This is a genomic window from Flammeovirga sp. SJP92, assembly GCF_001583495.1.
Lineage (GTDB): Bacteria > Bacteroidota > Bacteroidia > Cytophagales > Flammeovirgaceae > Flammeovirga.
In genome coordinates this window covers 235,740-258,786 of record NZ_LQAQ01000100.1, presented here as the reverse complement: position 1 = coordinate 258,786, position 23,047 = coordinate 235,740, and the positions used below count along the sequence as shown (strand labels likewise).

The 23,047-nt window shown below is 36.5% G+C and carries 19 protein-coding genes and 8 tRNA genes; 11 read left to right on the top strand and 16 right to left on the bottom strand.

Translation table 11 applies throughout. The annotated features are described in order from the left end of the window. The first annotated feature begins 260 nt into the window (after positions 1 to 260). Positions 261 to 1,574, top strand: coding sequence for a glycosyltransferase (locus AVL50_RS27385; protein WP_062620395.1), 1,314 nt, complete (start codon positions 261 to 263; stop codon positions 1,572 to 1,574). Between the two features lie 77 nt (positions 1,575 to 1,651). Then, positions 1,652 to 3,682, top strand: coding sequence for an excinuclease ABC subunit UvrB (uvrB, locus tag AVL50_RS27380; protein WP_062620393.1), 2,031 nt, complete (start codon positions 1,652 to 1,654; stop codon positions 3,680 to 3,682). Between the two features lie 456 nt (positions 3,683 to 4,138). On the opposite strand, the gene tuf is transcribed toward uvrB, so the two are convergent. From tuf to AVL50_RS27360, 4 genes are all read right to left on the bottom strand, one after another. Next, on the bottom strand, positions 4,139 to 5,317 hold the full coding sequence (tuf, locus tag AVL50_RS27375) for an elongation factor Tu (protein WP_062620391.1): 1,179 nt from the start codon (positions 5,315 to 5,317) through the stop codon (positions 4,139 to 4,141). 65 nt (positions 5,318 to 5,382) lie between these two features. Next, a tRNA-Thr gene (locus tag AVL50_RS27370) sits at positions 5,383 to 5,454 on the bottom strand. 136 nt (positions 5,455 to 5,590) lie between these two features. After that, positions 5,591 to 5,671: transfer RNA gene (locus AVL50_RS27365), tRNA-Tyr, on the bottom strand. 321 nt (positions 5,672 to 5,992) lie between these two features. Then, on the bottom strand, positions 5,993 to 6,901 hold the full coding sequence (locus AVL50_RS27360; protein WP_062620389.1) for a Ppx/GppA phosphatase family protein: 909 nt from the start codon (positions 6,899 to 6,901) through the stop codon (positions 5,993 to 5,995). 100 nt (positions 6,902 to 7,001) lie between these two features. Here AVL50_RS27360 and AVL50_RS27355 point away from each other — a divergent pair, with 100 nt between their 5' ends. Further along, positions 7,002 to 7,910, top strand: a complete 909-nt coding sequence (locus AVL50_RS27355) for a DUF368 domain-containing protein (protein WP_062620415.1) — start codon at positions 7,002 to 7,004, stop codon at positions 7,908 to 7,910. 87 nt (positions 7,911 to 7,997) lie between these two features. On the opposite strand, the gene AVL50_RS27350 is transcribed toward AVL50_RS27355, so the two are convergent. The 3 genes from AVL50_RS27350 to AVL50_RS27340 form a co-directional block, all read right to left on the bottom strand. Beyond that, positions 7,998 to 8,870, bottom strand: a complete 873-nt coding sequence (locus AVL50_RS27350) for a class II fructose-bisphosphate aldolase (RefSeq protein ID WP_062620388.1) — start codon at positions 8,868 to 8,870, stop codon at positions 7,998 to 8,000. 67 nt (positions 8,871 to 8,937) lie between these two features. Then, positions 8,938 to 10,446, bottom strand: a complete 1,509-nt coding sequence (locus AVL50_RS27345; RefSeq protein WP_062620386.1) for an L-fucose/L-arabinose isomerase family protein — start codon at positions 10,444 to 10,446, stop codon at positions 8,938 to 8,940. A 54-nt stretch (positions 10,447 to 10,500) separates the two neighbouring features. Next, a complete protein-coding gene (locus AVL50_RS27340; protein ID WP_062620385.1) occupies positions 10,501 to 11,406 on the bottom strand; it encodes a carbohydrate kinase family protein in 906 nt (301 codons plus the stop codon). Between the two features lie 174 nt (positions 11,407 to 11,580). Between AVL50_RS27340 and AVL50_RS27335 the strand changes: the two genes are divergently transcribed. After that, on the top strand, positions 11,581 to 12,441 hold the full coding sequence (locus AVL50_RS27335) for an AraC family transcriptional regulator (protein WP_062620383.1): 861 nt from the start codon (positions 11,581 to 11,583) through the stop codon (positions 12,439 to 12,441). Positions 12,442 to 12,486: 45 nt separating this feature from the next. Here AVL50_RS27335 and AVL50_RS27330 read toward each other — a convergent pair. From AVL50_RS27330 to AVL50_RS27305, 6 genes are all read right to left on the bottom strand, one after another. Next, positions 12,487 to 12,559, bottom strand: a tRNA-Gly gene (locus AVL50_RS27330). A gap of 221 nt (positions 12,560 to 12,780) precedes the next feature. Then, positions 12,781 to 12,853, bottom strand: a tRNA-Gly gene (locus AVL50_RS27325). Between the two features lie 221 nt (positions 12,854 to 13,074). Continuing rightward, positions 13,075 to 13,147: transfer RNA gene (locus AVL50_RS27320), tRNA-Gly, on the bottom strand. A gap of 17 nt (positions 13,148 to 13,164) precedes the next feature. Continuing rightward, positions 13,165 to 13,245, bottom strand: a tRNA-Tyr gene (locus AVL50_RS27315). A gap of 19 nt (positions 13,246 to 13,264) precedes the next feature. Further along, a tRNA-Tyr gene (locus tag AVL50_RS27310) sits at positions 13,265 to 13,345 on the bottom strand. A gap of 170 nt (positions 13,346 to 13,515) precedes the next feature. Next, positions 13,516 to 14,124, bottom strand: coding sequence for a hypothetical protein (locus AVL50_RS27305; RefSeq protein WP_062620381.1), 609 nt, complete (start codon positions 14,122 to 14,124; stop codon positions 13,516 to 13,518). Between the two features lie 216 nt (positions 14,125 to 14,340). Between AVL50_RS27305 and AVL50_RS27300 the strand changes: the two genes are divergently transcribed. From AVL50_RS27300 to rplL, 7 genes are all read left to right on the top strand, one after another. Further along, positions 14,341 to 14,413: transfer RNA gene (locus AVL50_RS27300), tRNA-Trp, on the top strand. Between the two features lie 113 nt (positions 14,414 to 14,526). After that, positions 14,527 to 14,718, top strand: a complete 192-nt coding sequence (secE, locus tag AVL50_RS27295) for a preprotein translocase subunit SecE (protein WP_044202165.1) — start codon at positions 14,527 to 14,529, stop codon at positions 14,716 to 14,718. Positions 14,719 to 14,778: 60 nt separating this feature from the next. After that, positions 14,779 to 15,351, top strand: a complete 573-nt coding sequence (gene nusG, locus AVL50_RS27290) for a transcription termination/antitermination protein NusG (protein WP_044202166.1) — start codon at positions 14,779 to 14,781, stop codon at positions 15,349 to 15,351. Position 15,352: 1 nt separating this feature from the next. Then, positions 15,353 to 15,796 carry a 50S ribosomal protein L11 gene (gene rplK / locus AVL50_RS27285; RefSeq protein ID WP_044202167.1) on the top strand — a complete coding sequence of 148 codons (444 nt, stop codon included), beginning with the start codon at positions 15,353 to 15,355 and terminating at the stop codon, positions 15,794 to 15,796. A 27-nt stretch (positions 15,797 to 15,823) separates the two neighbouring features. Further along, positions 15,824 to 16,516: a 50S ribosomal protein L1 gene (gene rplA / locus AVL50_RS27280; RefSeq protein ID WP_062620380.1), complete on the top strand. Its 693-nt coding sequence runs from the start codon at positions 15,824 to 15,826 to the stop codon at positions 16,514 to 16,516. Between the two features lie 2 nt (positions 16,517 to 16,518). Continuing rightward, on the top strand, positions 16,519 to 17,064 hold the full coding sequence (gene rplJ, locus AVL50_RS27275; protein ID WP_062620378.1) for a 50S ribosomal protein L10: 546 nt from the start codon (positions 16,519 to 16,521) through the stop codon (positions 17,062 to 17,064). 112 nt (positions 17,065 to 17,176) lie between these two features. Then, on the top strand, positions 17,177 to 17,554 hold the full coding sequence (gene rplL / locus AVL50_RS27270; protein WP_062620377.1) for a 50S ribosomal protein L7/L12: 378 nt from the start codon (positions 17,177 to 17,179) through the stop codon (positions 17,552 to 17,554). Between the two features lie 69 nt (positions 17,555 to 17,623). Here rplL and AVL50_RS27265 read toward each other — a convergent pair whose 3' ends face one another. The 3 genes from AVL50_RS27265 to AVL50_RS27255 form a co-directional block, all read right to left on the bottom strand. After that, a complete protein-coding gene (locus AVL50_RS27265) occupies positions 17,624 to 18,739 on the bottom strand; it encodes a hypothetical protein (RefSeq protein WP_062620375.1) in 1,116 nt (371 codons plus the stop codon). Positions 18,740 to 18,963: 224 nt separating this feature from the next. Next, the gene (locus AVL50_RS27260) at positions 18,964 to 20,037 is read right to left on the bottom strand and encodes a DUF1573 domain-containing protein (RefSeq protein WP_062620373.1); all 1,074 of its coding nucleotides are present in this window, start codon (positions 20,035 to 20,037) and stop codon (positions 18,964 to 18,966) included. A gap of 501 nt (positions 20,038 to 20,538) precedes the next feature. Continuing rightward, complete coding sequence (locus AVL50_RS27255; RefSeq protein WP_062620372.1) at positions 20,539 to 22,977, bottom strand: TIM-barrel domain-containing protein; 2,439 nt, start codon at positions 22,975 to 22,977, stop codon at positions 20,539 to 20,541. Between the last annotated feature and the right edge of the window lie 70 nt (positions 22,978 to 23,047).

Below are 23,047 nucleotides of genomic sequence, written 5' to 3'. Positions count from 1 at the left end.
ATATAACTGTATCATCAAAAAAGTCTTCTTTTACATCATGTTTTTGTTGGCTTTCCGTTCAAAAGCGAGTGCAAAGGTAAGAGCTTGTTTTGAAAATGCAATACCTTCTCTAAAAAAATATCATCAACAAAAGTAAACCTTATACTTTATCTCTAATAATCAACATTTTAAAAATTCAACAAAAATTCAATTCATCTCTTTTTCTTTCTTCAATTCAGAATTACTTAAATTGAGCTGTTATTTATTCGAGAGATCTTAGCATGAAAAAAGTCTTAATTATAGCTTATTATTTTCCACCATGTGGGGGCATTTCAATTATTCGACCATTGAAATTAGTGAAACATTTACGTTCAGCTGGATGGGAACCTATATTAGTTACTCCCAAAAATGCACACTACCCTACTTATGATGATGCATTAATTAATGATTTTCCACAGGATATCGAGAGAATTGAACTTCCCATCTGGGAACCTTATGGTTTATTTAAGAAGTTTACTTCTCGTAAAAAAGATGAAAATGTAAATAATGTGCTTGTTGTAAAGGATGAAAAGACAAAAAAATGGAAAGATATTCTTGCTGTTTTTATAAGAAGTAACTTTTTTATTCCTGATGCCCGTAAATTTTGGATTAAACCTTCTGTAAAAGCATTGACAAAATATTTAAAAGAAAATCATGTTGATGCTATTCTTACTACAGGACCTCCTCATTCAAGCACTCTCATTGGAGCTAGGTTAAAAAAGAAGTTGAATATTCCATTACTTGTCGACTTTCAAGATCCCTGGACTCAAATTGATTATTATAAAGAATTAATTCTTACGCCTTGGGCAGATAAGTACCATCATAAACTGGAGCAATTCTGTTTTCAACAAGCTGACGCCACAGCAATTGTTAGCAACTCTTGGAAAAAAGATCTTGAAGATATAGGTGCACATAATGTACATACTATTCCACTCGGTTTTGATCCGGAACATTTTAAAGAGTTTGAAAATGTTGAAGCGGACAGCAATTTCTTAAAAATGCTACATCTTGGCATGGCAGGACATGATCGAATTCCAATGACTTTACTGGAAAGCGTTGTTGAACTTGGAAAAGAAGTAGAGCATTTCCAACAGTTCTTCAGACTTCAGTTTGTTGGTCAAGTAGATCAAAGCATTATTGACTTTATTGAAAAACATAAAGACACTCAGTTATTCGAATATATCCCTCCTATAAAAAGAGAAGAAGCACTTACCTATGGTAAAAAGGCTTCTATATTATTACTATTATTAAATAAAGCGGATAATTCCTCTGGCCGAATTCCTGGGAAACTATTTGAATATCTAGCATTAAACCGAAATATTCTTTTACTCGGAAATACAGAAGGAGACTCAGCGGATATCATCAAAGAAACAAACATGGGATCTTCTTTTGATTATCAAGAGAAAGAAAGTATAAAAAATTACCTGAAGGACTCTTTTAATGTATGGCTTAAAAACAAAACACTCCCTGTTGAAAGAAATGACCGTTATCTGAACTACACTTCTCAAAAGCTCACAAAAGACTTCGGTAAACTGCTGGAAAGTATTACATCATAAGGAAGGTTTTCCTCTTAAAATCAATTTCTTGTATGCCTCTCTTTTTTGTATATTTATATTCTTATTAAATAGAGAATATGGATTTCAAGTTAGTAGCAGATTTCACCCCAATGGGTGATCAGCCGGAAGCAATCAGAAAATTGTCGGAAGGAGTTGAAAATGGAGAGAAATCTCAAATCCTCCTTGGCGTGACGGGTTCAGGAAAAACTTTTAGCGTAGCCAATGTAATTAAAGAAACAGGGAGACCCACCCTTATACTTTGCCATAATAAGACATTAGCGGCGCAGCTTTATGGAGAATTCAAACAGTTTTTCCCTGAAAATGCTGTAGAATACTTTATCTCCTATTATGATTATTACCAGCCGGAAGCTTATATCCAAACCACTGATACATTTATTGAAAAGGACTTAATGATCAATGAAGAAATTGAGAAGTTAAGACTTGCCTGCACTTCTGCATTGATGTCTGGAAGAAGGGATGTGATTGTAGTGGCATCCGTTTCCTGTATTTATGGTATTGGTAATCCTGAGGAGTTTGAAAAAAGTGTTTTAAAAATCGCTGCAGGTGTTCAATATCCAAGACAACAATTCTTGAGAGATTTAGTAGACATCCTATATGCTAGAAATGAGGTTGAATTTAACCGTGGTAATTTCAGAGTAAAAGGTGATACTGTAGATATTTTCCCTGCTTACGCTGATTTTGCTTACCGAGTGATTTATTGGGATGATGAAATTGAAGAAATCCAGAGAATTGATCCTGAAACTGGTCGAATGATCTCTAGAGAAAATAGTATTTCTCTTTTCCCTGCGAATTTATTCGTGACCGGAAAGGATGTGATTAATGATGCTATTATTGAAATCCAAGATGAATTAGTCGAACAAGTGAAGTTCTTTGAAAAAGATCACCGTTCAGCTGAAGCGAAAAGAATTAAAGAAAGAACTGAATTTGATCTTGAAATGATTCGAGAGTTGGGTTATTGTTCTGGTATTGAAAATTACTCTAGATATTTCGATAGAAGAAGAGCAGGGCAACGTCCTTTCTGTTTGTTGGATTATTTCCCAGATGATTTCTTGATGGTGATCGATGAGAGCCATGTAACGCTTCCACAAATTAGAGCAATGTGGGGAGGTGATAGATCGAGGAAAGTTTCTCTAGTAGACAATGGTTTTAGATTACCATCTGCTTTAGACAACAGGCCTCTTACTTTTAATGAATTTGAAAATGTAACCAGTCAAACACTTTACGTTAGTGCGACACCAGGTGATTATGAACTTTTACAAACACAAGGTGAAATCACAGAACAGGTAATCCGCCCTACTGGTTTATTAGATCCTGAAATTGATGTTCGTCCGACTTTAAATCAAATTGATGATTTATTGGAGGAAGTTCAAGCTACAATTGATAAAGGGGAAAGAGTATTAATTACTACTCTAACAAAAAGAATGGCGGAAGAACTTTCAAAATACCTTGATCAAATTGGTGTAAAATCTACTTACATTCACTCTGAAATCAAACCTTTGGATCGAGTTGAGATTCTAAGAGAATTGCGTCTTGGGATTGTCGATGTATTGGTTGGAGTGAATTTATTAAGAGAAGGGCTTGATTTACCTGAAGTTTCTCTTGTCACAATTATGGATGCAGACAAGGAAGGTTTCTTGAGAAATGTCAGATCTTTAATACAAACTATTGGTCGTGCGGCAAGAAATTCTAATGGGCGAGTGATTATGTATGCGGATAAAATGACCGCTTCTATGCAAAAAGCCATTGATGAAACTAAGAGAAGAAGGAAAATTCAACATGAATATAATTTAGAACATGGCATCACTCCTACTACAGTGAAGAAATCACAGGACGCTATTCTGGAACAAACTCAAGTTGCGGACAGAAAAGCAATCGTCAAAAGTTATGAATTGGATGAGAGTGATAGTGCAAAAGCAGCGGAAGCTATTTCGGAGTATCAAACAAAGAATACTGATGACCTAGAGTCTAAGATTAAAGCAGTGAAACGTGATATGGAAAAAGCGGCAAAAGATCTTGATTTTGTGGAAGCGGCTAGGTTGAGAGACATTATGTTTGAGATGGAAAAATTAAAGAAGGAGCAGTCGTAGAGCGTATTATAAGTTTAATTGCTTTCAAACGGCATTTCTACATATTTTCAAGATTACTCTTCCAAGCTACCTTCTTCTTCATTTTTGTCTTAACACAAAAACGAAGCAAAAAAGTCAAGGCTTAGAAGTCAAAAGCTAAATTTCATTCCTTTCGCCTAAATGATTTTAAACTCGCTTTGCTCAAACAAGAAAATCATTTTTAACGGCTCAGTACATGAAATTCTTAACGCTTTTCCCTTCAAGGCCAATAAAAACAGCACCAAACTCAAAGATAGAAGCTCAACTGTTGCTTAACATTCTCACAAATGAGTAAACTCAAGCAACATAAAAGCCAAAACCTTGAATTGATATAAAAAAGCCATCCCATTGAGAAATAGGATGGCTTTTATATATAAAGAGGTCGTCAATTGCTCGACGACCTCCAAATATGTAAACTCAGCTGACGCTGAAAATCGATTACTCGATGATTGTAGTTACTTGACCAGCACCTACTGTACGTCCACCTTCACGGATCGCGAAACGAAGACCTTCCTCCATTGCGATTTCTTTTTGAAGATCAACTGTGATAGTTACGTTATCACCTGGCATTACCATCTCAACACCGTCAGGTAAAGCGATAGTACCAGTTACGTCAGTTGTACGGAAGTAGAACTGAGGGTTGTAACCTTTGAAGAATGGAGTGTGACGACCACCTTCTTCTTTTGAAAGAACGTAGATCTCAGCAGTAAACTTCGAGTGAGGAGTTACAGAACCTGGCTTACAGATTACCATACCACGCTTGATGTCAGCTTTGTCGATACCTCTAAGAAGGATACCTACGTTGTCACCAGCTTCACCTCTATCTAAGATCTTACGGAACATCTCAACACCAGTAATAGTTGATGTTAATTTCTCTCCTAAACCTAAGATTTCAACAGCATCACCTGTGTTAGCAACACCTTTCTCAATACGACCTGTAGCTACAGTACCACGACCTGTGATCGAGAATACGTCCTCTACTGGCATTAAGAAATCTTTATCTACGTCACGAACTGGAAGTGGAATATGCTCATCTACATTTTCCATTAATTCCTCAACAGTTTTAACCCACTTGTCTTCACCGTTTAATGCACCTAAAGCAGAACCTCTGATGATTGGAGCGTCGTCATATCCTTTGCTTTCTAATTCTTCAGCAACTTCCATTTCAACAAGCTCTAACATCTCCTCGTCGTCTACCATATCAGCTTTGTTTAAGAAAACAACGATTTTAGGTACACCAACCTGACGAGCTAAAAGGATGTGCTCTTTAGTTTGAGGCATAGCACCATCAGTAGCAGCTACTACTAAGATAGCACCGTCCATTTGTGCAGCACCAGTTACCATGTTTTTCACGTAATCGGCGTGACCTGGACAGTCAACGTGTGCATAGTGACGGTTCTCAGTTTGGTATTCAACGTGAGAAGTGTTGATCGTGATACCACGCTCTTTTTCTTCTGGTGCGTTGTCAATTTGAGAGAAGTCCTTTTGCTCAGCAAGACCTTTGTTTGCTAAAACTGATGAAATTGCCGCAGTTAAAGTAGTTTTACCGTGGTCAACGTGACCGATTGTACCAATGTTCAAATGGGGTTTCGAACGGTCAAATGTTTCCTTTGCCATCTTTCTTAAAAAGAATTATATACAATTAATAGATTTCAATCTTCAGATTTTAAAAAGTAAAATCGAGCTGCCGAGGAGATTTGAACTCCCGACCTCTTCCTTACCAAGGAAGTGCTCTACCCCTGAGCTACGGTAGCTTATCGCGGTAACCGCAATCTTCGAGGAAGATTTTCGATTTTCCTTTTATAGAGAATAGTTCATGATCTGAAGAAACATTCACTACACTCTTCTCAACAAATTGGTCTATATAAAAACAGCTTCATTTATTGATAGTGGGAGGGGCAGGATTCGAACCTGCGAAGCCGAAGCAACGGATTTACAGTCCGTCCCATTTGACCGCTCTGGAACCTTCCCAAAAACAGATTCAAGCACTGAAAAAAACAGTTCCCGTATCTATTCGAGATGCAAAGGTAAATTGATTTTCAAAAACTTCAAACATCTATACCAAAAATAGATGAAAATAAGGATGAAATAATTCAACTTTTCATGATACACTACCCCCTAAGGGGAGGTAATTACGCTATTAAAACATTAAAAACCAACATTTTACAAGCAAAATAAAACAAATTTAAATCTTTGTTAAGAGTGTGCTAATAAACCTTACTAAAACATTAAAAATGAACTATTTTCACCAAAAACTACTCATTTGTCAGTTTTGGCGAGAAAAATCTTGTATTAAAGCAAGACCAAACCTTCTCTTAAAGATCCTGAAGAAATATGTATTTCTTTAACTTTCAGTAAGGTTAGAACATTAAATAATAAGAGAGATGCAGGCACAATCATGTCCACTCTTTGAGGAATCAAACCTGGTATTTCAAAACGTTGCTCCCTAGTGTACCCCACAAATTTATGGTGCATATTTTTATACTCTTCATAACTCACGTTTTTCACTGACGAAGGTTTACAATCATGAATTGCTCCATAAACTTCTTGAATCGTCTGGAATGTCCCTGCTGCACCAATGAATTTCAAAGCAGAAAATTTCTCACTTTCTTCCAATAACGGACTTAGTTTTTCTTTAATATACGCTCCTAGTTTTTCACTATTCTCACTACTAATGGGATCTTCATGACAAAACTGATCGTAAAGTCGCTGTGCTCCTATTTCAAAACTTTGTTTCCAAAGCACTTTTTCAGCATCACCTATAATGAATTCAACACTTCCACCTCCAATATCCATGATAATGGCTGTATCCTGAATAGCGGTATCCGTCTTGACTCCTTTATAAATGACTTCCGCTTCTTCCACTCCAGAGAGGATATTAACCACAAATCCATACCTATTATATATGTCTTGAATAAAAGCTTCTCCATTGCTGGCAGATCGAACTGCACTTGTAGCTGCCACCTTTACTTCTTCGGCCTTATTTTCTTTGATTACTTTTTGAAACTTATCTAATGCATCAAAAGCGCGCTGCATTGCTTCTTCTGTAATTTCTCCATTGGAAATTCCTCCTTTCCCTAATCGAACAAAAATATCCTGTGTGAAAACTGTTTCAACTTTATCTCCAATTATATCAGCAATTAATAATTGAAATGTATTTGTGCCCATGTCAATAGAGGCCTTTCTTGTCAGTTCATTCATTTTTTATAAAAAATAATCTCAGTTCCTAAATTGTTGAAGATGCAAACTTTTATGTTCGTTGACTTACACTATATTTGCCACAAATTATATTAAAGAATCAATGAAAGAAAAACTTTTTATCTTTTTAAAAGGTGTAGCCATGGGTGCTGCTGATGTTGTGCCTGGTGTATCAGGCGGAACCGTTGCCTTTATTACTGGTATTTATGAAAGACTTTTGAATGCTATTAACTCCATAGACCTTGAAGCACTTAAACTTTTATCTAAGTTCAAGATCAAAGAGCTTTGGGAGAAACTAGACCTTAATTTTTTAATCCCTTTATTTCTTGGTATTGGTACTGCATTATTTTCATTGGCAAAATTGATGAAATACCTTTTAGCTAATGAGCCAATTGGGTTATGGTCTTTCTTTTTCGGGTTGATTATCGCTTCTACTTTATTAGTGAGCCGTCAGGTCAAAAAATGGAACGTTGCTTCAATTATTGCATTAATTATAGGTACAGCTTTCTCTTATTATATTACAGTAGCTACTCCAAGTGAAGCTCCTGAAGGAGAAATCTATGTTTTTGTAGCTGGTATGATTGCTATTTGCGCGATGATTTTACCAGGTATTTCGGGTTCTTTTATGCTCTTATTAATGGGGCAATATAATTATATTCTGACTTCTCTTACAGAGTTAAATATTAAAGTAATTGCAATATTTGGAGCTGGTGCAGCAATTGGCATTACTAGCTTTTCAAGAGTATTGTCTTTCTTATTGAAAAAATACCATGACTTTACGATTGCCTTATTATCAGGTGTGATGATTGGTTCTTTGAATAAAGTATGGCCATGGAAAAAAGTGATGGAAACTTATGTTGATAGACATGGTGAGACAAAACCTTTAATAGAAAAGTCTATTTTGCCTCAATATTTTGAAGGAGATAACCAATTAGTTTTGGCGATTGTCTTGGCTTTTGTTGGTTTCTTTTTAGTCTATGGAATTGAAAAGTTTGCTTCTAAGGAGGCTTAATAATATATCATATTGATAAATATGAAAATGGATACCTTATTATATAATAGGGTATCCATTTTTATTTATTGAAAACTAACTACTCAATTATACAGACAATTCATACTCAAAATTCACAGCTTTCAATCGATCTACAACCACATCTTTAATTAATGGCACTACTTCATTCATAATAAATGGAGGGTAAGCATTTTTACCCGCTTCATTCATACGTTTTAATGCTTCTTGCATATAAGTGGTATGAACGATTGTACCGATATTAATTTTACTCATACCCATTGAAATGGATTTCTGAATGTCTTTATCTGGAATTCCTGTTCCTCCGTGCAGTACTAATGGAGCTGGAATTGCATCTGCTATCTCTCCTAGTCTTCCGAAATGAATCTTTGGTTCTTGAGGTGTGAAACCATGTGCTGTTCCTATTCCAACAGCTACGATATCAGGATTAGCTTCTTTATATAATTGTGTCACATCGGCAACGGAGGCTAAAAAATCATCATCTGATTTTACTTCCACTCCCCTTCCTAAAATTTTTCCAATTTCAGCCTCAACTACAACATTGGCTGATTTTGCATACTCCACCACTTCCTTTGTCATTTTGATGTTCTCTTCCAAAGGTTGCTGAGAGCCGTCGATCATCACAGAATCATAACCTGCATCAATAGCCGCTTTACATTGATCTACAGAAGTACTGTGATCCAAATGAAGGAATACTTTATTGTGAGCATTCAATCTCATACCTTCCACCATTTTAGCAAAAACCTGAGGAGTGATCAAATCCGCTACAGGTGGATAAGTCATGACCATTACATGCGTATTCATTTCATTTGCAGCCTCTACTACTGCCTTTAGGTCATAATTATCATTGACATTGAAAGCGGCTAAACATCTTTCTGATTTTCTATAGGCTTTAAAAAGCTCGTGCAATGATGAAAATTGTTCTGAAAATTTCTTTTCCATAATTATAAGATGATAAGTGGCCATGCTTTATTTAAGCATGACCATTTGATAGATGAAATGAAGTGTTCTACAGACTATGACCGTACAAGTGGTCAAGATTTTTAGGAATATCAATCTGACTTACATCAAGCCAGTGATTTAATGTTTCTAATTCTTTTAGGAAATGTCCTCGGCCAATGATCCAGTGATGATCACAACCATTATTCAATACAGCTGACAATACATCCTTCGCTTCATAAACTTCAGGCTTCACTTCTGCATAACTACCTCTGAAGGCCATTTCTGAAGAAAGAATTTCCCCTTCGAAGTTGAATACTCTTGCTCCGTCAGGATATTGGTATTTTGCGATGGTTACTGGACCTGTTTTCTGTAAGAACTCCAATAACATTCCCATACTGCTTTCGATACTATAATTTTCAAGGATACTGTGATTTCTCACTTCAAAGCCAGTCTCCTCGTTGATTAATTTTGTAGGTGCTCCTCCACAATGCCAGAAACCTATTCTGTCATTTCCATTATCAATCAATGATAGATCTACTAATGTTGGTATGCCTTCCATCAGTGTCACTTGATTCATCACAACCATTGTCAATAAAGCGCCCATATCTGATTCATCTGCTACTGGAATTCCGATATCTTGAATCAACGCTCCTGCTCCATCTCCAGCGATTCCATAATGATCAAATAATTCCGGCCAGTTTTTCAGACCTATTCCTATATAATTTTGCTGACGGCTAAAATCTGCTACCGCTAATGACAAACGGATCGATTTATTGATTTGCTCAGGCGTCACATTATTAAACTTACAAAGCGGGTGGAAAAGAAGTGCTTCTCTAATTTCATCAATATCCTCTTCCTTGAACTTCTGACCGTGCTTCCAAATCGTTTCAAAATCAACTCTATCTACAATCAAACCGTAGCGTTCCAACAATGCAATTTCATTCAATTCACAATCATAGAAACCTGGCACTCTAAACCCACCGATCATACCTATCATTCTCTGATTCATCGATGCTTTAGCATAAGCCGCTTTCGCAAATGGCATTACTCTTTCTGATAAACGATCTGACTCAGGATGTTCAAAAAGCCAAGAATATTTCACATTGCTTGAGCTTAAAATATTCAACAGGAAGTTCTGACCACACAAACGGTTATTGACTAACCTTCCGCCTGTTGCTTCATCATGTGACCAACTTAATACAGGTATAGCATGTTGTTTCAGCCATCTTGCCAATGTTGCCGCCAAATCACCTGCGATATAAGAACCTTGATAAATCACCAATGCATCTATGCCTTCTTTTTCAACAGACTGCAACCAATCCAGCATTTCCTCTTTTGTTTGCAGAGGTCCTTTTGAGCTTGAAAGTTGAAAGAAGTCCTCAGGTAAAGCTTTTTGAAGGTTTGTTTGTGCTACTTTATAATTCTTTTTGATAGAAGCCCAGTCAAAATGTTCTTCTAGCCCGATGCCCACCAATCCTACTTTGGCTACATACTGTGGTTTTGCGGGTTGGATTAGTTTTTCAAATAGATGACTTACTACACCTTGTTCTACTGGGTTTGATGCTACTGTTTCCATTGATTTCTTTTGATTAAATGTGTTATTATTTAAGTACTAAGACATGTGTCTACACTATACTGTGGTTTCGATTGAAGGAAGATTTTCTTCCATGTCTTGTCTTGAAGGAAATGAAGTTCGCCCTCCAAATACTTTTGCTACTTGAGAAGCGAAGAAACTACCATAATTCATTCTTTCTCTTAATGGCAGCCCTTGCAGTACTGCAGAAGCATATGCTGCATGAAAAGCATCCCCACAACCTGTTGTATCTACAACCTCTACCTTATAAGCAGGTTGATGCACAATAATTTCCTCTTCTAAAGCGTAAGAACCGTTTGCTCCATCCGTCACGACTATTTGTCCTTTGGTTAACTTGGAAAGTGTCTTTACACAGTCTTCAATTTTCTCTGTATTAGCTAGTTTTTGAGCACATGTAAGAGGTAAGATCGAATGAGTTGCTAGTGCTAACATTTCTTTCATTGTAGCTTCTTCACCTGCTTCCATGTCCAATACCGTTGTAATTCCTTTTTTCTTAGCAAGCTTTAATAGGTGAAGATTGATTTCGGTATCATATCCATCTACAAGAATCAGCTTTGTATCACTAAGCCATTCTTCTTTAAAATCTGCCGGGCTGAATGAAGAGTAATTGTCCATTGAATAAAGGACTGTTCGCTCTCCTTTATCGTCCACCTGAACAATAGCTATTGCAGGAGTTGCATTTTCCTTTGATACAAACAGCGTGTCCACAACACCATGCCTTTTCAGCTCTGCTCTTGCTATATCACTCAGCGTATTCTCACCAAAATATCCTAAAAAACAGATGTTATGACCCAATGCCGCTATACCGCTTGCCGCATTTCCTGCAGGAGCACCGCCTTGCACAATGATCTTCTCACACTCTGTTTTTTCGCCGTAAGGAACCTCATTTGGTACGGCAACTAATAAATCGACTACATTAAGTCCACTACATATCACTTCCATACTTTCTTGCTTTAGTTTAAAGTAACCAGAGAAAACCGCTTTACTTTATGACTGATTACTAATACAAAATTATGGTGTGATTATTACGTTTAATAAATTCAATATTTTACGTTTTATGTACTATATTGTCCAATAACTACTAAAACAGAAGAACAACTAACAACATAGCGTAAAATGAGAGCAAAACTAGAAGTTATTCCTAAGCAACTTGATCATTCTATCCATACATTTATCTATGATGATGTCCGGTTTAATTCACCATGGCATTATCATGAAGAGCTTGAATTGACTTATGTATTAAAAAGTAATGGGATTCGATATATAGGCAACAGCATTCAGCAGTTTCAAGCAGGTGATTTGGTATTAATTGGCTCCTCATTGCCTCATGCATGGAAAAATGCGGGAAATTATAATCAAGGAGCCTCCTCTGTGTATGTACAATGGAAGGCAGAACAATTCAATGCTAAGATCACAGGCATTAAAGAATTTATGAAAGTGGGAAAAATGCTGGAAAAAGCCAAGGCGGGTATAGTATTTAGAAAGTCTATGATGACGGAAAATATTGGACAGATGCTTTTGGCTTTACATAAGTCTTCAGAAATGCCCAGAATGATACTGTTTTTACAAATACTGCATCAACTTACAGAACTGAAAGACTATCAAATCTTATCCGAACCTATTGAAACCTTTATTTCTCAAAAAATAGACAGCCGAGTAGATAAAATTATCCATCATATAGAAGACCATTATCAAACACCTATACAAGTCATAGAAGTTGCTGAACTGTGCTGTATGACGAAGTCCTCCTTTTGTAAGTTTTTCAAAAAAAGATTCAATAAAACATTCACTCAATACTTAAATGAGTTTAGGATACATATAATATGTCAGGAATTGCAAGATAGTATTCAACCTGTGACACAGATCGCGATGGATTGTGGGTATGAAAACATGTCGTACTTCCATCGTCAGTTTAAACAAGTCATTGGCATGACCCCTGCTCAATACAGGAAAAAGATAATAGCTATAAGTGATTAAAGTCTATAAAATGCAAAAAGGTCAACCATTTCTGATTGACCTTTGAGCGGATGACGAGGCTCGAACCCGCGACCTACAGCTTGGAAGGCTGTCGCTCTACCAACTGAGCTACATCCGCATTAATTATTTTGGTGACACAAATATAATCACCTGAAATTGGAAATTCCCAATAAAAACCAATATTTCCTTTGGTGGAATCTTTAACTGACTGTACTTCTAGGATTAAAAAACAATATACATTCAGTATAAATGAAATCAACACCTATAGAATAAGGCAGCCCCAAAAAGATACAAAGGCTTTAAAACGCAAAAAGGTCAACCATTTCTGATTGACCTTTGAGCGGATGACGAGGCTCGAACCCGCGACCTACAGCTTGGAAGGCTGTCGCTCTACCAACTGAGCTACATCCGCATTAATTATTTTGGTGACACAAATATAATCACCTGAAATTGGAAATTCCCAATAAAAACCAATATTTCCTTTGGTGGAATCTTTAACTGACTGTACTTCTAGGATTAAAAAACAATATACATTCAGTATAAATGAAATCAACACCTATAGAATAAGGCAGCCCCAAAAAGATACAAAGGCTTTAAAACGCAAAAAGGTCAACCATTTCTGATTGACCTTTGAGCGGATGACGAGGCTCGAACCCGCGACCTACAGCTTGGAAGGCTGTCGCTCTACCAACTGAGCTACATCCGCAAGATAAAATAAAAGTGTGGGAGGGGCAGGATTCGAACCTGCGAAGCCGAAGCAACGGATTTACAGTCCGTCCCATTTGACCGCTCTGGAACCTTCCCAATTAAGTAATTCTGATAGTGGGAGGGGCAGGATTCGAACCTGCGAAGCCGAAGCAACGGATTTACAGTCCGTCCCATTTGACCGCTCTGGAACCTTCCCAGATGCCCTCAATTACTTAATTCTTACACTATGTTTTATCTTTTTGTCGTGACCGTTTGTCCCGATTGCGATGCAAAAGTAGAGGAAGTTTTTTTATCTGCAAAATAAAAAATGAACTTTTTCGATAAACAATTGTAAACTATTTGACAGACAATATTTTAAAAGTTGAATTATTTTAAAATAAAATTTCGAACAAAGGTTCTATCCTTCAATTTTGCTCTGATTACATAATTTCCTTTTCCGAAAGTATCCAAGATATATTGCGTTTTCAACTTCCCATTTTTCAATTCTATGCTCGCATTATAGAGATCTTCGAACTCATCCTCGTTCTTAATGGAGATTTGCACCTCTTTATCTTGTGCAAAAAAACCATCGATCTGTAAAGTATCTTTTTCAACTTTTACATTGAAGTAAGGTCTTTTGTATTCTGTACTATGATACACTTTTAAAGTTGGACCTTCTGACTTATTGAAAATCTCACCTGAAATAGCTTTTCCATCCAAAGCAAATTGGAAATGATAAATGCCATTTGGAAGATTGCTTAATGCATAATTACGTCTTAGTTCTCCCTTCTCTCTAAACACCTCCCAAAATACGGTCTTCTTGGTTACCTTTTCAGACATCTGAAAAAATGAATCTTCACCAGAGGTAGCATGTGCTTTTATTGCAAGTATTCCATCTATCAATTTCAACTGATCCGACAAACTGCTTATATCCTGTGCTAATAGAAGTGGTGATGAGAAAAAAAATACACTTAGATAGAAAAAAAATTTGATCATGTCATTTTAATTAAAAACGGGGTAAAAAGAGGTCAAACTAGCCATTTTTGCCTCGGTTTATGGGGTGCAATATACAGAATTAGTCCTAAGTAGCTGTATATTAATATGAATTAAGAAAAAATTTCCCTTACAAATTTGTTATTTCTATTCAGATATCTACCTTTGCATCTCGGAAATTCAAGGTACTTCTGTAAAGTACTGAAAATTAACGGATAAACGGGTGTAGCTCAGTTGGTAGAGTTACGGTCTCCAAAACCGCAGGTCGTGGGTTCGAATCCTACCACCCGTGCAAATTCAAAAAGAACTGTTATATTTAGCCGTTCAACTGATTTTAAACATTTACATAAGCAAAAGTTGTTATAAACAAGGCAACTTTTTTTATGGATAAAATTCGAAAGAATTATGAATAAATTAATGCAATTTTTTAAAGAGTCATACACTGAGATGACAGACAACGTAACTTGGTTGTCATTCAAAGAAGCTCAAGATAGCTCTGTATTAGTTTTAGTGGCATCATTGGTGTTCGCTTTAGTAATCGGAGGTGTTGATTTCGGATTCAACGAATTATTAACACTTTTCTATAACGCATTCTAATAAGAAGCGTGGAAATTGTATTTTTAGTTAAGAAACCTCAACAGATAAAACTAAATAACGATGGGTGAGCTTAAATGGTATGTAGTTAGAGCTGTAAGTGGCCAAGAGAAGAAAGTGAAAGATTATCTACTGAAAGAATTAGAGAATCAAAATCTTCAGAACTTTATCACGGAAGTATTAGTACCAACTGAGAAAGTTTATCAGGCAAGAAAGCAGAGAGACGGTAAGGTTAAGAAAATTGCTGTCGAGAAAAACTTATTACCAGGGTATGTTATCGTACAAGCTGATTTATCCAATGGTGAGGTTCAACACACGATTAATAGCGTTCCGGGTGTTATAGGTTTTCTGAATGCGGATTCAAAAGATCCGTCAGTGCTTCCAAAACCTATGAGAGAATCTGAAATCAATCAGATCCTTGGCAAAGTCGATGAGTCGGACGAAGGCGAAGTTAAACATGATACGTCTTACTCTGTCGGCGAAACAGTACGCGTTATGGATGGTCCATTCTCTGGATTCTCCGGAAGCGTAGAGGAAGTCTTCGAAGAGAAGAAAAAACTCAATGTCATGGTGAAGATTTTTGGCAGAAATGCACCAGTGGAACTCGATTATAAACAAGTAGAAAAAGAAGAATAACATGGCAAAAGAAATCGAAGGTTTCCTGAAGCTTCAAATTAAAGGTGGAGCAGCCAATCCGTCGCCGCCAGTAGGTCCTGCGTTAGGTTCGAAGGGTTTGAACATTATGGATTTCTGTAAACAGTTCAACGCTCGTACTCAAGACAAAGGAGGGCAATTATTGCCTGTATTAATTACAATTTTCAAAGACAAGTCTTTTGATTTCGTAATTAAAACTCCTCCAGCGGCTAATTTGATCATGGATGCGGCAAAAATTAAAAAAGGTTCATCAGAGCCTAACCGTAAGAAAGTAGCGTCAGTTACTTGGGATCAATTAAGAACGATTGCAGAGACAAAATTACCAGACTTAAACTGTTCTACAGTTGAATCAGGTATGAAAATGGTTGCGGGTACAGCTCGTAGCATGGGTGTAACAGTAGAGGGAACAGCTCCTTGGGAGGCTTAATTTCTACAAGTAAAATAGTTTTTAATCATGGCAGTATCAAAGAAAATGAAAGAGGCTCTATCAAAATACGATAGAACTCAAGAATACACGCTGGAGAAAGCTACTGAGCTTGTGAAAGAAATCTCTTTCGAGAAGTTCGACGCTTCTGTAGACTTAGACGTGCGTTTAGGTGTTGACCCACGTAAAGCGGATCAAATGGTTCGTGGCGTGGTAACTCTTCCTCACGGTGTAGGTAAAGAAGTAAGAGTTCTTGCTCTAGTTACTCCAGACAAAGAAGAAGAAGCAAAAGCAGCAGGTGCTGACTACGCTGGTTTAGACGAATTCATCAAGAAAATCGAAGGTGGATGGACTGATATCGACGTAATCATCACTATGCCAACTGTAATGGCTAAAGTAGGTCGTTTAGGTAGAGTTTTAGGTCCTCGTGGTCTAATGCCAAACCCTAAAGCGGGTACAGTGACATTAGAAGTAGGTAAAGCTGTAAAAGAAGTTAAGGCTGGTAAAATCGACTTTAAAGTTGACAAAACTGGTATCATTCACACTTCAGTAGGTAAAGCGTCTTTCAGCGCTGAGCAATTGAAAGAGAATGCTGCAGAGTTAATCTCAACTTTATCAAAGTTAAAGCCTTCTTCAGCAAAAGGTACATATTTTAAGAGCGTAACGATCTCTACAACTATGGGCCCTGGTGTCAAAGTTGATAAGGGATCAATCGATAGCTAATTATGACAAAAGATCAAAAGGTACAACTCGTTGAGGAGTTAAGCCAAAAATTGGCAGCTTGTGATTACTTCTACATCGTAAACAGTGCTACTATGACTGTTGATGAAGTAAACAAGTTCCGTAAGGCTTGCTTTGCATCGGGTATCGAATATCAAGTAGTCAAGAACACGCTAATTGCGAAAGCTCTTGACAAATTAGAATCAGATACTGATTACTCTGAGCTTAAAGATAATGCTCTTAAAGGTATGTCAGGTATCATGTTCTCAGCAGAATCTGGTGCGGCTCCTGCGAAAGTTCTTAAGGACTATCAAAAGGATATGCCAAAAGATCGTAAAATCCCAGCATTGAAGGCAGCTTCAATCGACGGTGGTTTATACGTTGGTGAGCAACACTTAGAAGCTTTAACAGCTGTAAAATCGAAAGCAGAACTTATTGGAGATATCGTTGGATTACTTCAATCACCTGCTAAGAATGTTGTTAGCGCTTTACAATCTTCAGGTCAGACATTATCTGGTCTATTGAAGACTTTAGAGGAGAAAGGAGAGTAATATACTCCTTCCTAACAAAACCTCTTGCAATGACAGCGTAAATACTACGGCTGATTGCAGAAAACATATTATTTAATTTGATTTAAAAAACACGTTTTAATTTTATACAAAAATGGCAGATTTGAAAAAATTCGCAGAAGAGTTAGTTAACTTAACAGTTAAAGATGTACAAGAGCTTGCTGAGATCTTGAAAGAAGAGCACGGTATCGAGCCAGCTGCTGCTGCTGCTCCAGTAATGGTTGCAGGTGCTGCTGCAGGTGCTGAAGCTGCTGAAGAGAAAACTGAATTCGACGTGATCTTGAAGTCAGCTGGTGCTGCTAAATTGAAAGTAGTTAAGGCTCTTAAGTCAGCTGCTGGTTTAGGTCTTAAAGAAGCTAAAGAATTAGCTGATTCTGCTCCTGCTCCAATCAAAGAAGGTATCTCTAAAGAAGAAGCTGAAGCGTTGAAAGATGCTTTAACTGCTGAAGGTGCTGAAATCGAATTAAAATAATTTTAGTTTATAACTAAAGTTATCGATTATAGATAAAAAGAGTGAATCTTTCGGGATTCACTCTTTTTTTTATTTCAATATTTTAAATGAATATTTATCTCTACCATTGGAAACCCATAGTATATTCATTCCTTCTGCAAATAATTGGTTAGGGATTAAGCCTCTAGGTATATCAGTACAATCCATCGTCTTTCCGTCAGAATGTACTATTACAATATACTTACTATTGAATTTCTCATTGCGATACATTATTTGAACATTTTCTCCTGAACGTATAGCATTGTTGCTGATCATCACTTCTGGTAGAGATGATTGATGCTGAACATCCAACACTAATGTTTCAAAGACTTCTCTTCTCCCATCAAAATCAATTTGATGAAGTTGATAGTAATTCCTACCTGTTTCGTTGAAAGTTGTATCAATCCACTGGTAATGATGTGTAACTAAACTATTACCTTGCCCTTTCAAAGTACCTATCAGTTCCCAATGTACAAGATCAATGGACCGATAAACCTCAAATGATTTATTATTTTGTTCTGAGGCTGTACTCCATTTAATTACTGCATTCTCATCGTGATAGGATACAATAAATGATATAAGAGTTACGGGAAGATAATCGTCGCAAAAACTCCCAGACTTAGTGGAACAACTCCCTTTTATATTAATATAAGGATTAGCATAGATATTGGGTGCGTTATGTTGATCATCAAAATCTCCCTCTACTGTAAAAGAAGTGGCGTCTCCTCCAATTTCGAGCTGTCCACTTCCTATATCTGAGCGAAGAAAATCGCCATTAATCAATAGATTACCTCCGTCTTTTATAAATAAGTTTCCATTGTCCAACTGAAAATTACCATTGACTTCTAAGTCCCCAAATACCTTCATTTCAACATTATTTTGACTCATCGTCAAACCTCCCAACACCAGCAGTGCTCCATTTGATTTCACTTGTAAGAAACCATCACTTTCAAAAGTGAGGTAGAGGCTGATATTATTACTTTTCAGATCGACGTCTAAGTTTAAGCGAGCATTGGAGGATAGTACTATTTCATCATTATTACTTGGAGAGCCACTGCCTCCTGCCATTCTTATCCAGTTTCCAGAATTTTGCCATTCTCCAATCGTATTAATGGTGATCTCACCATTCGGTTTGTATTGTTCAGCCAATAGGTTATTGAAGAGCATAGTTAATAAGGACACTAATACAATAGTGGTAATTTTCATCATTTAAGTAGTTTACTTCTATTTCATTTCAAGTCCTTAAAAATGATAAACTTAATGATGAAAAGCGTTCCGTTTGATAAAACCCTACCAGTACCAATGTATCAATGAATGGTACCACAAAAAATGGCACTAAAAAAGCAACCCTTCATAGAGTTGCTTTCAAAGATGATAATTTCTATATCTTATCATTTTACCACATTGGCCTTAACGGTAATGATCGTAACCGGATCAATTGGATCATTGGTAAAAAGGGTAAATGATCTTGTCTCTTTCCCTGTACGCGGTGTCTCTAAATATCGAATATTGATGTTGACTGTTTCAAAAGTCTGTACTTCTTCATCTTCAATACTTAGTAATTCCAATCCGTGGTTGGTCTCCACCTTTAATATTTTCAATGGAACCTCGCCAGTGTTCATCACTGACAATGTCACTATTTTTTTTCCATCATTCTTTACATTTCCAAGATTCATATAAGTACTTGATAGCCCCATTTTTGGTTTAGGACCATCCCCTTCAGATTCTGGGAAATAGATAGAAGCTGAAACAATACAATTAGACGACAATACTTCTTGTTTTTGGTTGACAAGATCAAGTGCAAAAGTATCCTGAGCATAACCGTATTCCTCCCTTTCTTCTGGTTTGATGAATAATGTAAACGATCCCTCTGATTGAGGCATTATTTCAAACTCACTGCTGTCAATGAGTACACCCAAATAAGAAGGCGTTACTGGAGGTTTTTCAAAACGAAGAGTATCGTTTGTTTCATTGTAGAAATAAACTTTCTTAGAGGCTAAACCTTGAGCTGTCAATAAACCAAAACTCACTTTTTTATGTGCCCATTTTATTCCCTCTTTTCCATAAGGATATAATTTATCTTTGGATAAAGAAGATGGACGAATAAACCCTGCCAATTTCACTTTGAATTCTTGGCCACTGTCATTGAGTTTTACAGTAAATGATTTATTAAAAGGGCCTGGCTTATAAGGCACGAACTGTACATCTACTGTACTTTTTTGTCCTTTTTCTAATTCTTTGGTAGGATAAGAAGCTAAAAGACATGAACAGTCTGCTGTTACTGTATCAATACTTATGGCATTTGAAAGTACCTCAAATGGAAATGAATAAGTCACAGTGTCTGGATAGTTGGATAACTTCCCCAAAAACACACTGTCCTTTTCAAACCTAATACTATTTTGAGCTACAAGACTAGAGGATAAAAATAAAAATCCTCCTAAAATAAAAAAAAGCTTCTTAATCATGAGATAGGGTTATTTCATAAAAATTAGAAGCTCAAATATAAGCGATTAATGGAAAACTCAAGTTTAAAATTTTAAGTTTCTATCCCAATATTTGAAATTTTATATAACTGATAAAAAACCAAACTGTTAAGGACCAAAGTGTCACTAAATAATAACTTTCTTTCGTGATTCTATATCTTAGAAAAAATAATGTTGGCAACATTGCAATTACTCCTCCTGAAAATTCCAATGCGTGCAAAATAACGCTTGGTACCCTTGGTATTAGTAATCGATAATCTAAAATAACGATCACAACGCTAACGATATTAATTATGAGCAGATATGTAAATAAGATCCCCATCAGTTCCTTTTTAAGTAGTTCTATAAGTCGTACTTACTTAAACTCTTTTTAGGAGAAAAATGATGGGGATAAATACTTTTATTTGGTTAAAAGATGATAAAGAAAAAATATCGACCTTAATTTAAGTTACTTCTTCACTTATAAATGACAACATGTCGCATTTATTTCTTTTTTGTGTCCATTATATAAATGGTTTTCTCTTCTCCACTCCATTCAAATGAAACATACAGTACGTTATTTTTCTTATCATACCCCATGTCACATTTGTCAGATGGCTTGTTTTTCTTTCCTATTCCAACACCACTAGGAATTCCTGACATATTGTGTATTTCGAGTGTTATTTTTCTCATAGAAGGTGCTCCTTTGTAATCTCCTGTTTGAGATAAGGTCACTTCCATTCCTTTTTTCGAAAGTTTTGTTGCTACAGAAAGTAACTGGTATTGTTGATTATCAATAGAAGATCTTGACTTTCCATCATCAGCAAACATTACTCGTTTATTCTCTTTCATTTCTTTATCTTTCCATATTTGGAATGTCAATTCCTCAGAAGTGTATTCATTTGTGGATTGAAGGTTTTTCGTTGCCAATGGAATAATACTTCCACCTTTGACAAAAACAGGAAGGTCTTTTAATGGAGCATCCACTGTTACCCAATTTCCTCCTTCATACTTTTCATTGGTCCATAAGTGATACCAAGTATGTCCTTTTGGCAAATAAAGTTTTCTTTCTCGACCGCCTTTTTCCGTAATAGGTGCGACCAAATAGGCGTCACCCCACATATAAGTATCTGATAAGTTTTGTAAAGATGCATTGTTGGATTCTTCTACAAACAATGGTCTTAACAGTGGCATACCTGTCGTAGAGTTTTCAAAGGCTAAAGTATAATTGTAAGGCAACATTTTGTACCTGTATTCAATGTACCTTTTCACAATATCAAAAGTTTCTCCCTTGTAATGAATCACTTCTGATGGAATCATTTCTTGAGCATGTGGTCGGTATACAGGTTGGAACACACCGTACTGCAACCATCTCACATAAAGCTCTGTTACTTCCTCCTTCGTTCTTCCCCAATTCACAAAACCTCCTAAATCAGAGTGCATATACGGAATACCGCTCATCCCCATTGTCATGGCAATTTGTGACTGAGGTACAAGTCCTCCAAATGAACGACTCACATCACCTGACCAAGGTACTAAACCGTATCGTTGTGACCCTACATATCCTGATCGCATCAATACGAAAGATCTTACTTCTGGAAAATCCTTTCGGTAGCCATCATGAATAATTTTTGCCCATTGATGTCCATAAACGTTGTGTACTTCATCTGCTGAACCATTGACATGCTGTAATTCTGATGGATGAACCTCAGGTTCTCCCAAGTCTCCCCACCATCCACTAACACCTTGCTCTATTAATCCTTTGTAGATATTCCAGAACCAATCTTGGGCTTCAGGTTTAAAAACATCTACCAAACCTGTTTCCCCAAAGAAAAATTCATAAACATAAGGTTTTCCAAATTGGTCCGTACCTAATACCTCTTTTTCTACAGCCTCTTCCCATTTAGAAGAAGAAGTGACAATGAAAGGCTCTGTGATTAGGATTGTATTGACATTCTCCTCTTTCAGCTTTTGCATCATTTGCTCTGGCTGAGGGAAAGCTTCTCTGTACCAATCAAGGTTACCCATTGTTCCTTTAATTTCTTTTCCGAACCAATATAAATCTAGGATAATGGCATCCAGGGGCACTTCCTTCTCTCTGAATTCTGCTACAGTAGTTTCAACTTCCTCTTGTGAATGGTATCCGAAACGAGAAGCAAAATTGCCAAACATCCAAAGTGGAGGTAAAGGTTGTTTACCTGTTAAATTGGTAAACTCATTCATAAGGTCTTTAAAGTCACTTCCTGCTACTACAACATAGCTTGATCGTCCACCGATGGTCTCAAAAGAAAGTTCATCCTTCTTTGTTTTTCCAACATCAATAAAACCAATAGGGGCATTGTCATAAAGAAGAGCATAATTTTTTGATGAAATCATCAATGGCATTCCATAATTCATTTGAGGAGCAAACTCTTCATTGCCATAAGCCGCTTTATTGTAAAGGGGCAATCGATGGCCTCTTCTATCCAAAGGTAAAGCTCTCTCTCCTGCTCCATATAATGCTTCTCCTTCTTGTATTTTGAATTTGAAACCTTTTAAAGTATCTGCATCAAAATAACCTCTGCTTTCTTCTAATAGTTTTTCTCCATTGTGATAATAGCTGATTTGAAGTGGCTTCTTATTCACTTTCACCGTCATTCCTCCTTCTACAGAAAAAGACACAAACGCACCTTCATCTTTAGCTTTCACCATTAGTTTATTGGGGGCCATAATTACAGCCTCTGATAATGGTAATGTTTCAACCCCTTTGGGGTAAAACTGTGTCTCTACTATTTGCTTATCAAAAGGCCTGACAATGATCTGCCCATCATTAGTATTGATTTCTAAATTTTGTCCGTCGATTTGATGCGAAATATAGTTTCTTTGTCCAAAAACGGTGATTGACCACAAGGACAAAATGAAAACTAAGGTGATTTGATTGATGATTTTTAATGGGCTTTTCATTATTGCTCCTAAATTTGATAGTGTGAAAATAGATAATTACAAAAGTAAAAGGAGATATTTACATAATAAT

Excerpts from the sequence above, each read along its gene's own strand:
- AVL50_RS27260 (WP_062620373.1), bottom strand. The coding sequence starts at position 20,037 with ATGATTAAGAAGCTTTTTTTTATTTTAGGAGGATTTTTATTTTTATCC.
- nusG (WP_044202166.1), top strand. The coding sequence starts at position 14,779 with ATGGGTGAGCTTAAATGGTATGTAGTTAGAGCTGTAAGTGGCCAAGAG.
- rplL (WP_062620377.1), top strand. The coding sequence starts at position 17,177 with ATGGCAGATTTGAAAAAATTCGCAGAAGAGTTAGTTAACTTAACAGTT.
- rplJ (WP_062620378.1), top strand. The coding sequence starts at position 16,519 with ATGACAAAAGATCAAAAGGTACAACTCGTTGAGGAGTTAAGCCAAAAA.
- AVL50_RS27340 (WP_062620385.1), bottom strand. The coding sequence starts at position 11,406 with ATGGAAGTGATATGTAGTGGACTTAATGTAGTCGATTTATTAGTTGCC.
- AVL50_RS27345 (WP_062620386.1), bottom strand. The coding sequence starts at position 10,446 with ATGGAAACAGTAGCATCAAACCCAGTAGAACAAGGTGTAGTAAGTCAT.
- AVL50_RS27305 (WP_062620381.1), bottom strand. The coding sequence starts at position 14,124 with ATGATCAAATTTTTTTTCTATCTAAGTGTATTTTTTTTCTCATCACCA.
- AVL50_RS27265 (WP_062620375.1), bottom strand. The coding sequence starts at position 18,739 with ATGCTCTTCAATAACCTATTGGCTGAACAATACAAACCGAATGGTGAG.
- AVL50_RS27335 (WP_062620383.1), top strand. The coding sequence starts at position 11,581 with ATGAGAGCAAAACTAGAAGTTATTCCTAAGCAACTTGATCATTCTATC.
- AVL50_RS27385 (WP_062620395.1), top strand. The coding sequence starts at position 261 with ATGAAAAAAGTCTTAATTATAGCTTATTATTTTCCACCATGTGGGGGC.
- AVL50_RS27350 (WP_062620388.1), bottom strand. The coding sequence starts at position 8,870 with ATGGAAAAGAAATTTTCAGAACAATTTTCATCATTGCACGAGCTTTTT.
- AVL50_RS27360 (WP_062620389.1), bottom strand. The coding sequence starts at position 6,901 with ATGAATGAACTGACAAGAAAGGCCTCTATTGACATGGGCACAAATACA.
- AVL50_RS27255 (WP_062620372.1), bottom strand. The coding sequence starts at position 22,977 with ATGAAAAGCCCATTAAAAATCATCAATCAAATCACCTTAGTTTTCATT.
- AVL50_RS27355 (WP_062620415.1), top strand. The coding sequence starts at position 7,002 with ATGAAAGAAAAACTTTTTATCTTTTTAAAAGGTGTAGCCATGGGTGCT.
- rplA (WP_062620380.1), top strand. The coding sequence starts at position 15,824 with ATGGCAGTATCAAAGAAAATGAAAGAGGCTCTATCAAAATACGATAGA.
- rplK (WP_044202167.1), top strand. The coding sequence starts at position 15,353 with ATGGCAAAAGAAATCGAAGGTTTCCTGAAGCTTCAAATTAAAGGTGGA.
- secE (WP_044202165.1), top strand. The coding sequence starts at position 14,527 with ATGAATAAATTAATGCAATTTTTTAAAGAGTCATACACTGAGATGACA.
- tuf (WP_062620391.1), bottom strand. The coding sequence starts at position 5,317 with ATGGCAAAGGAAACATTTGACCGTTCGAAACCCCATTTGAACATTGGT.
- uvrB (WP_062620393.1), top strand. The coding sequence starts at position 1,652 with ATGGATTTCAAGTTAGTAGCAGATTTCACCCCAATGGGTGATCAGCCG.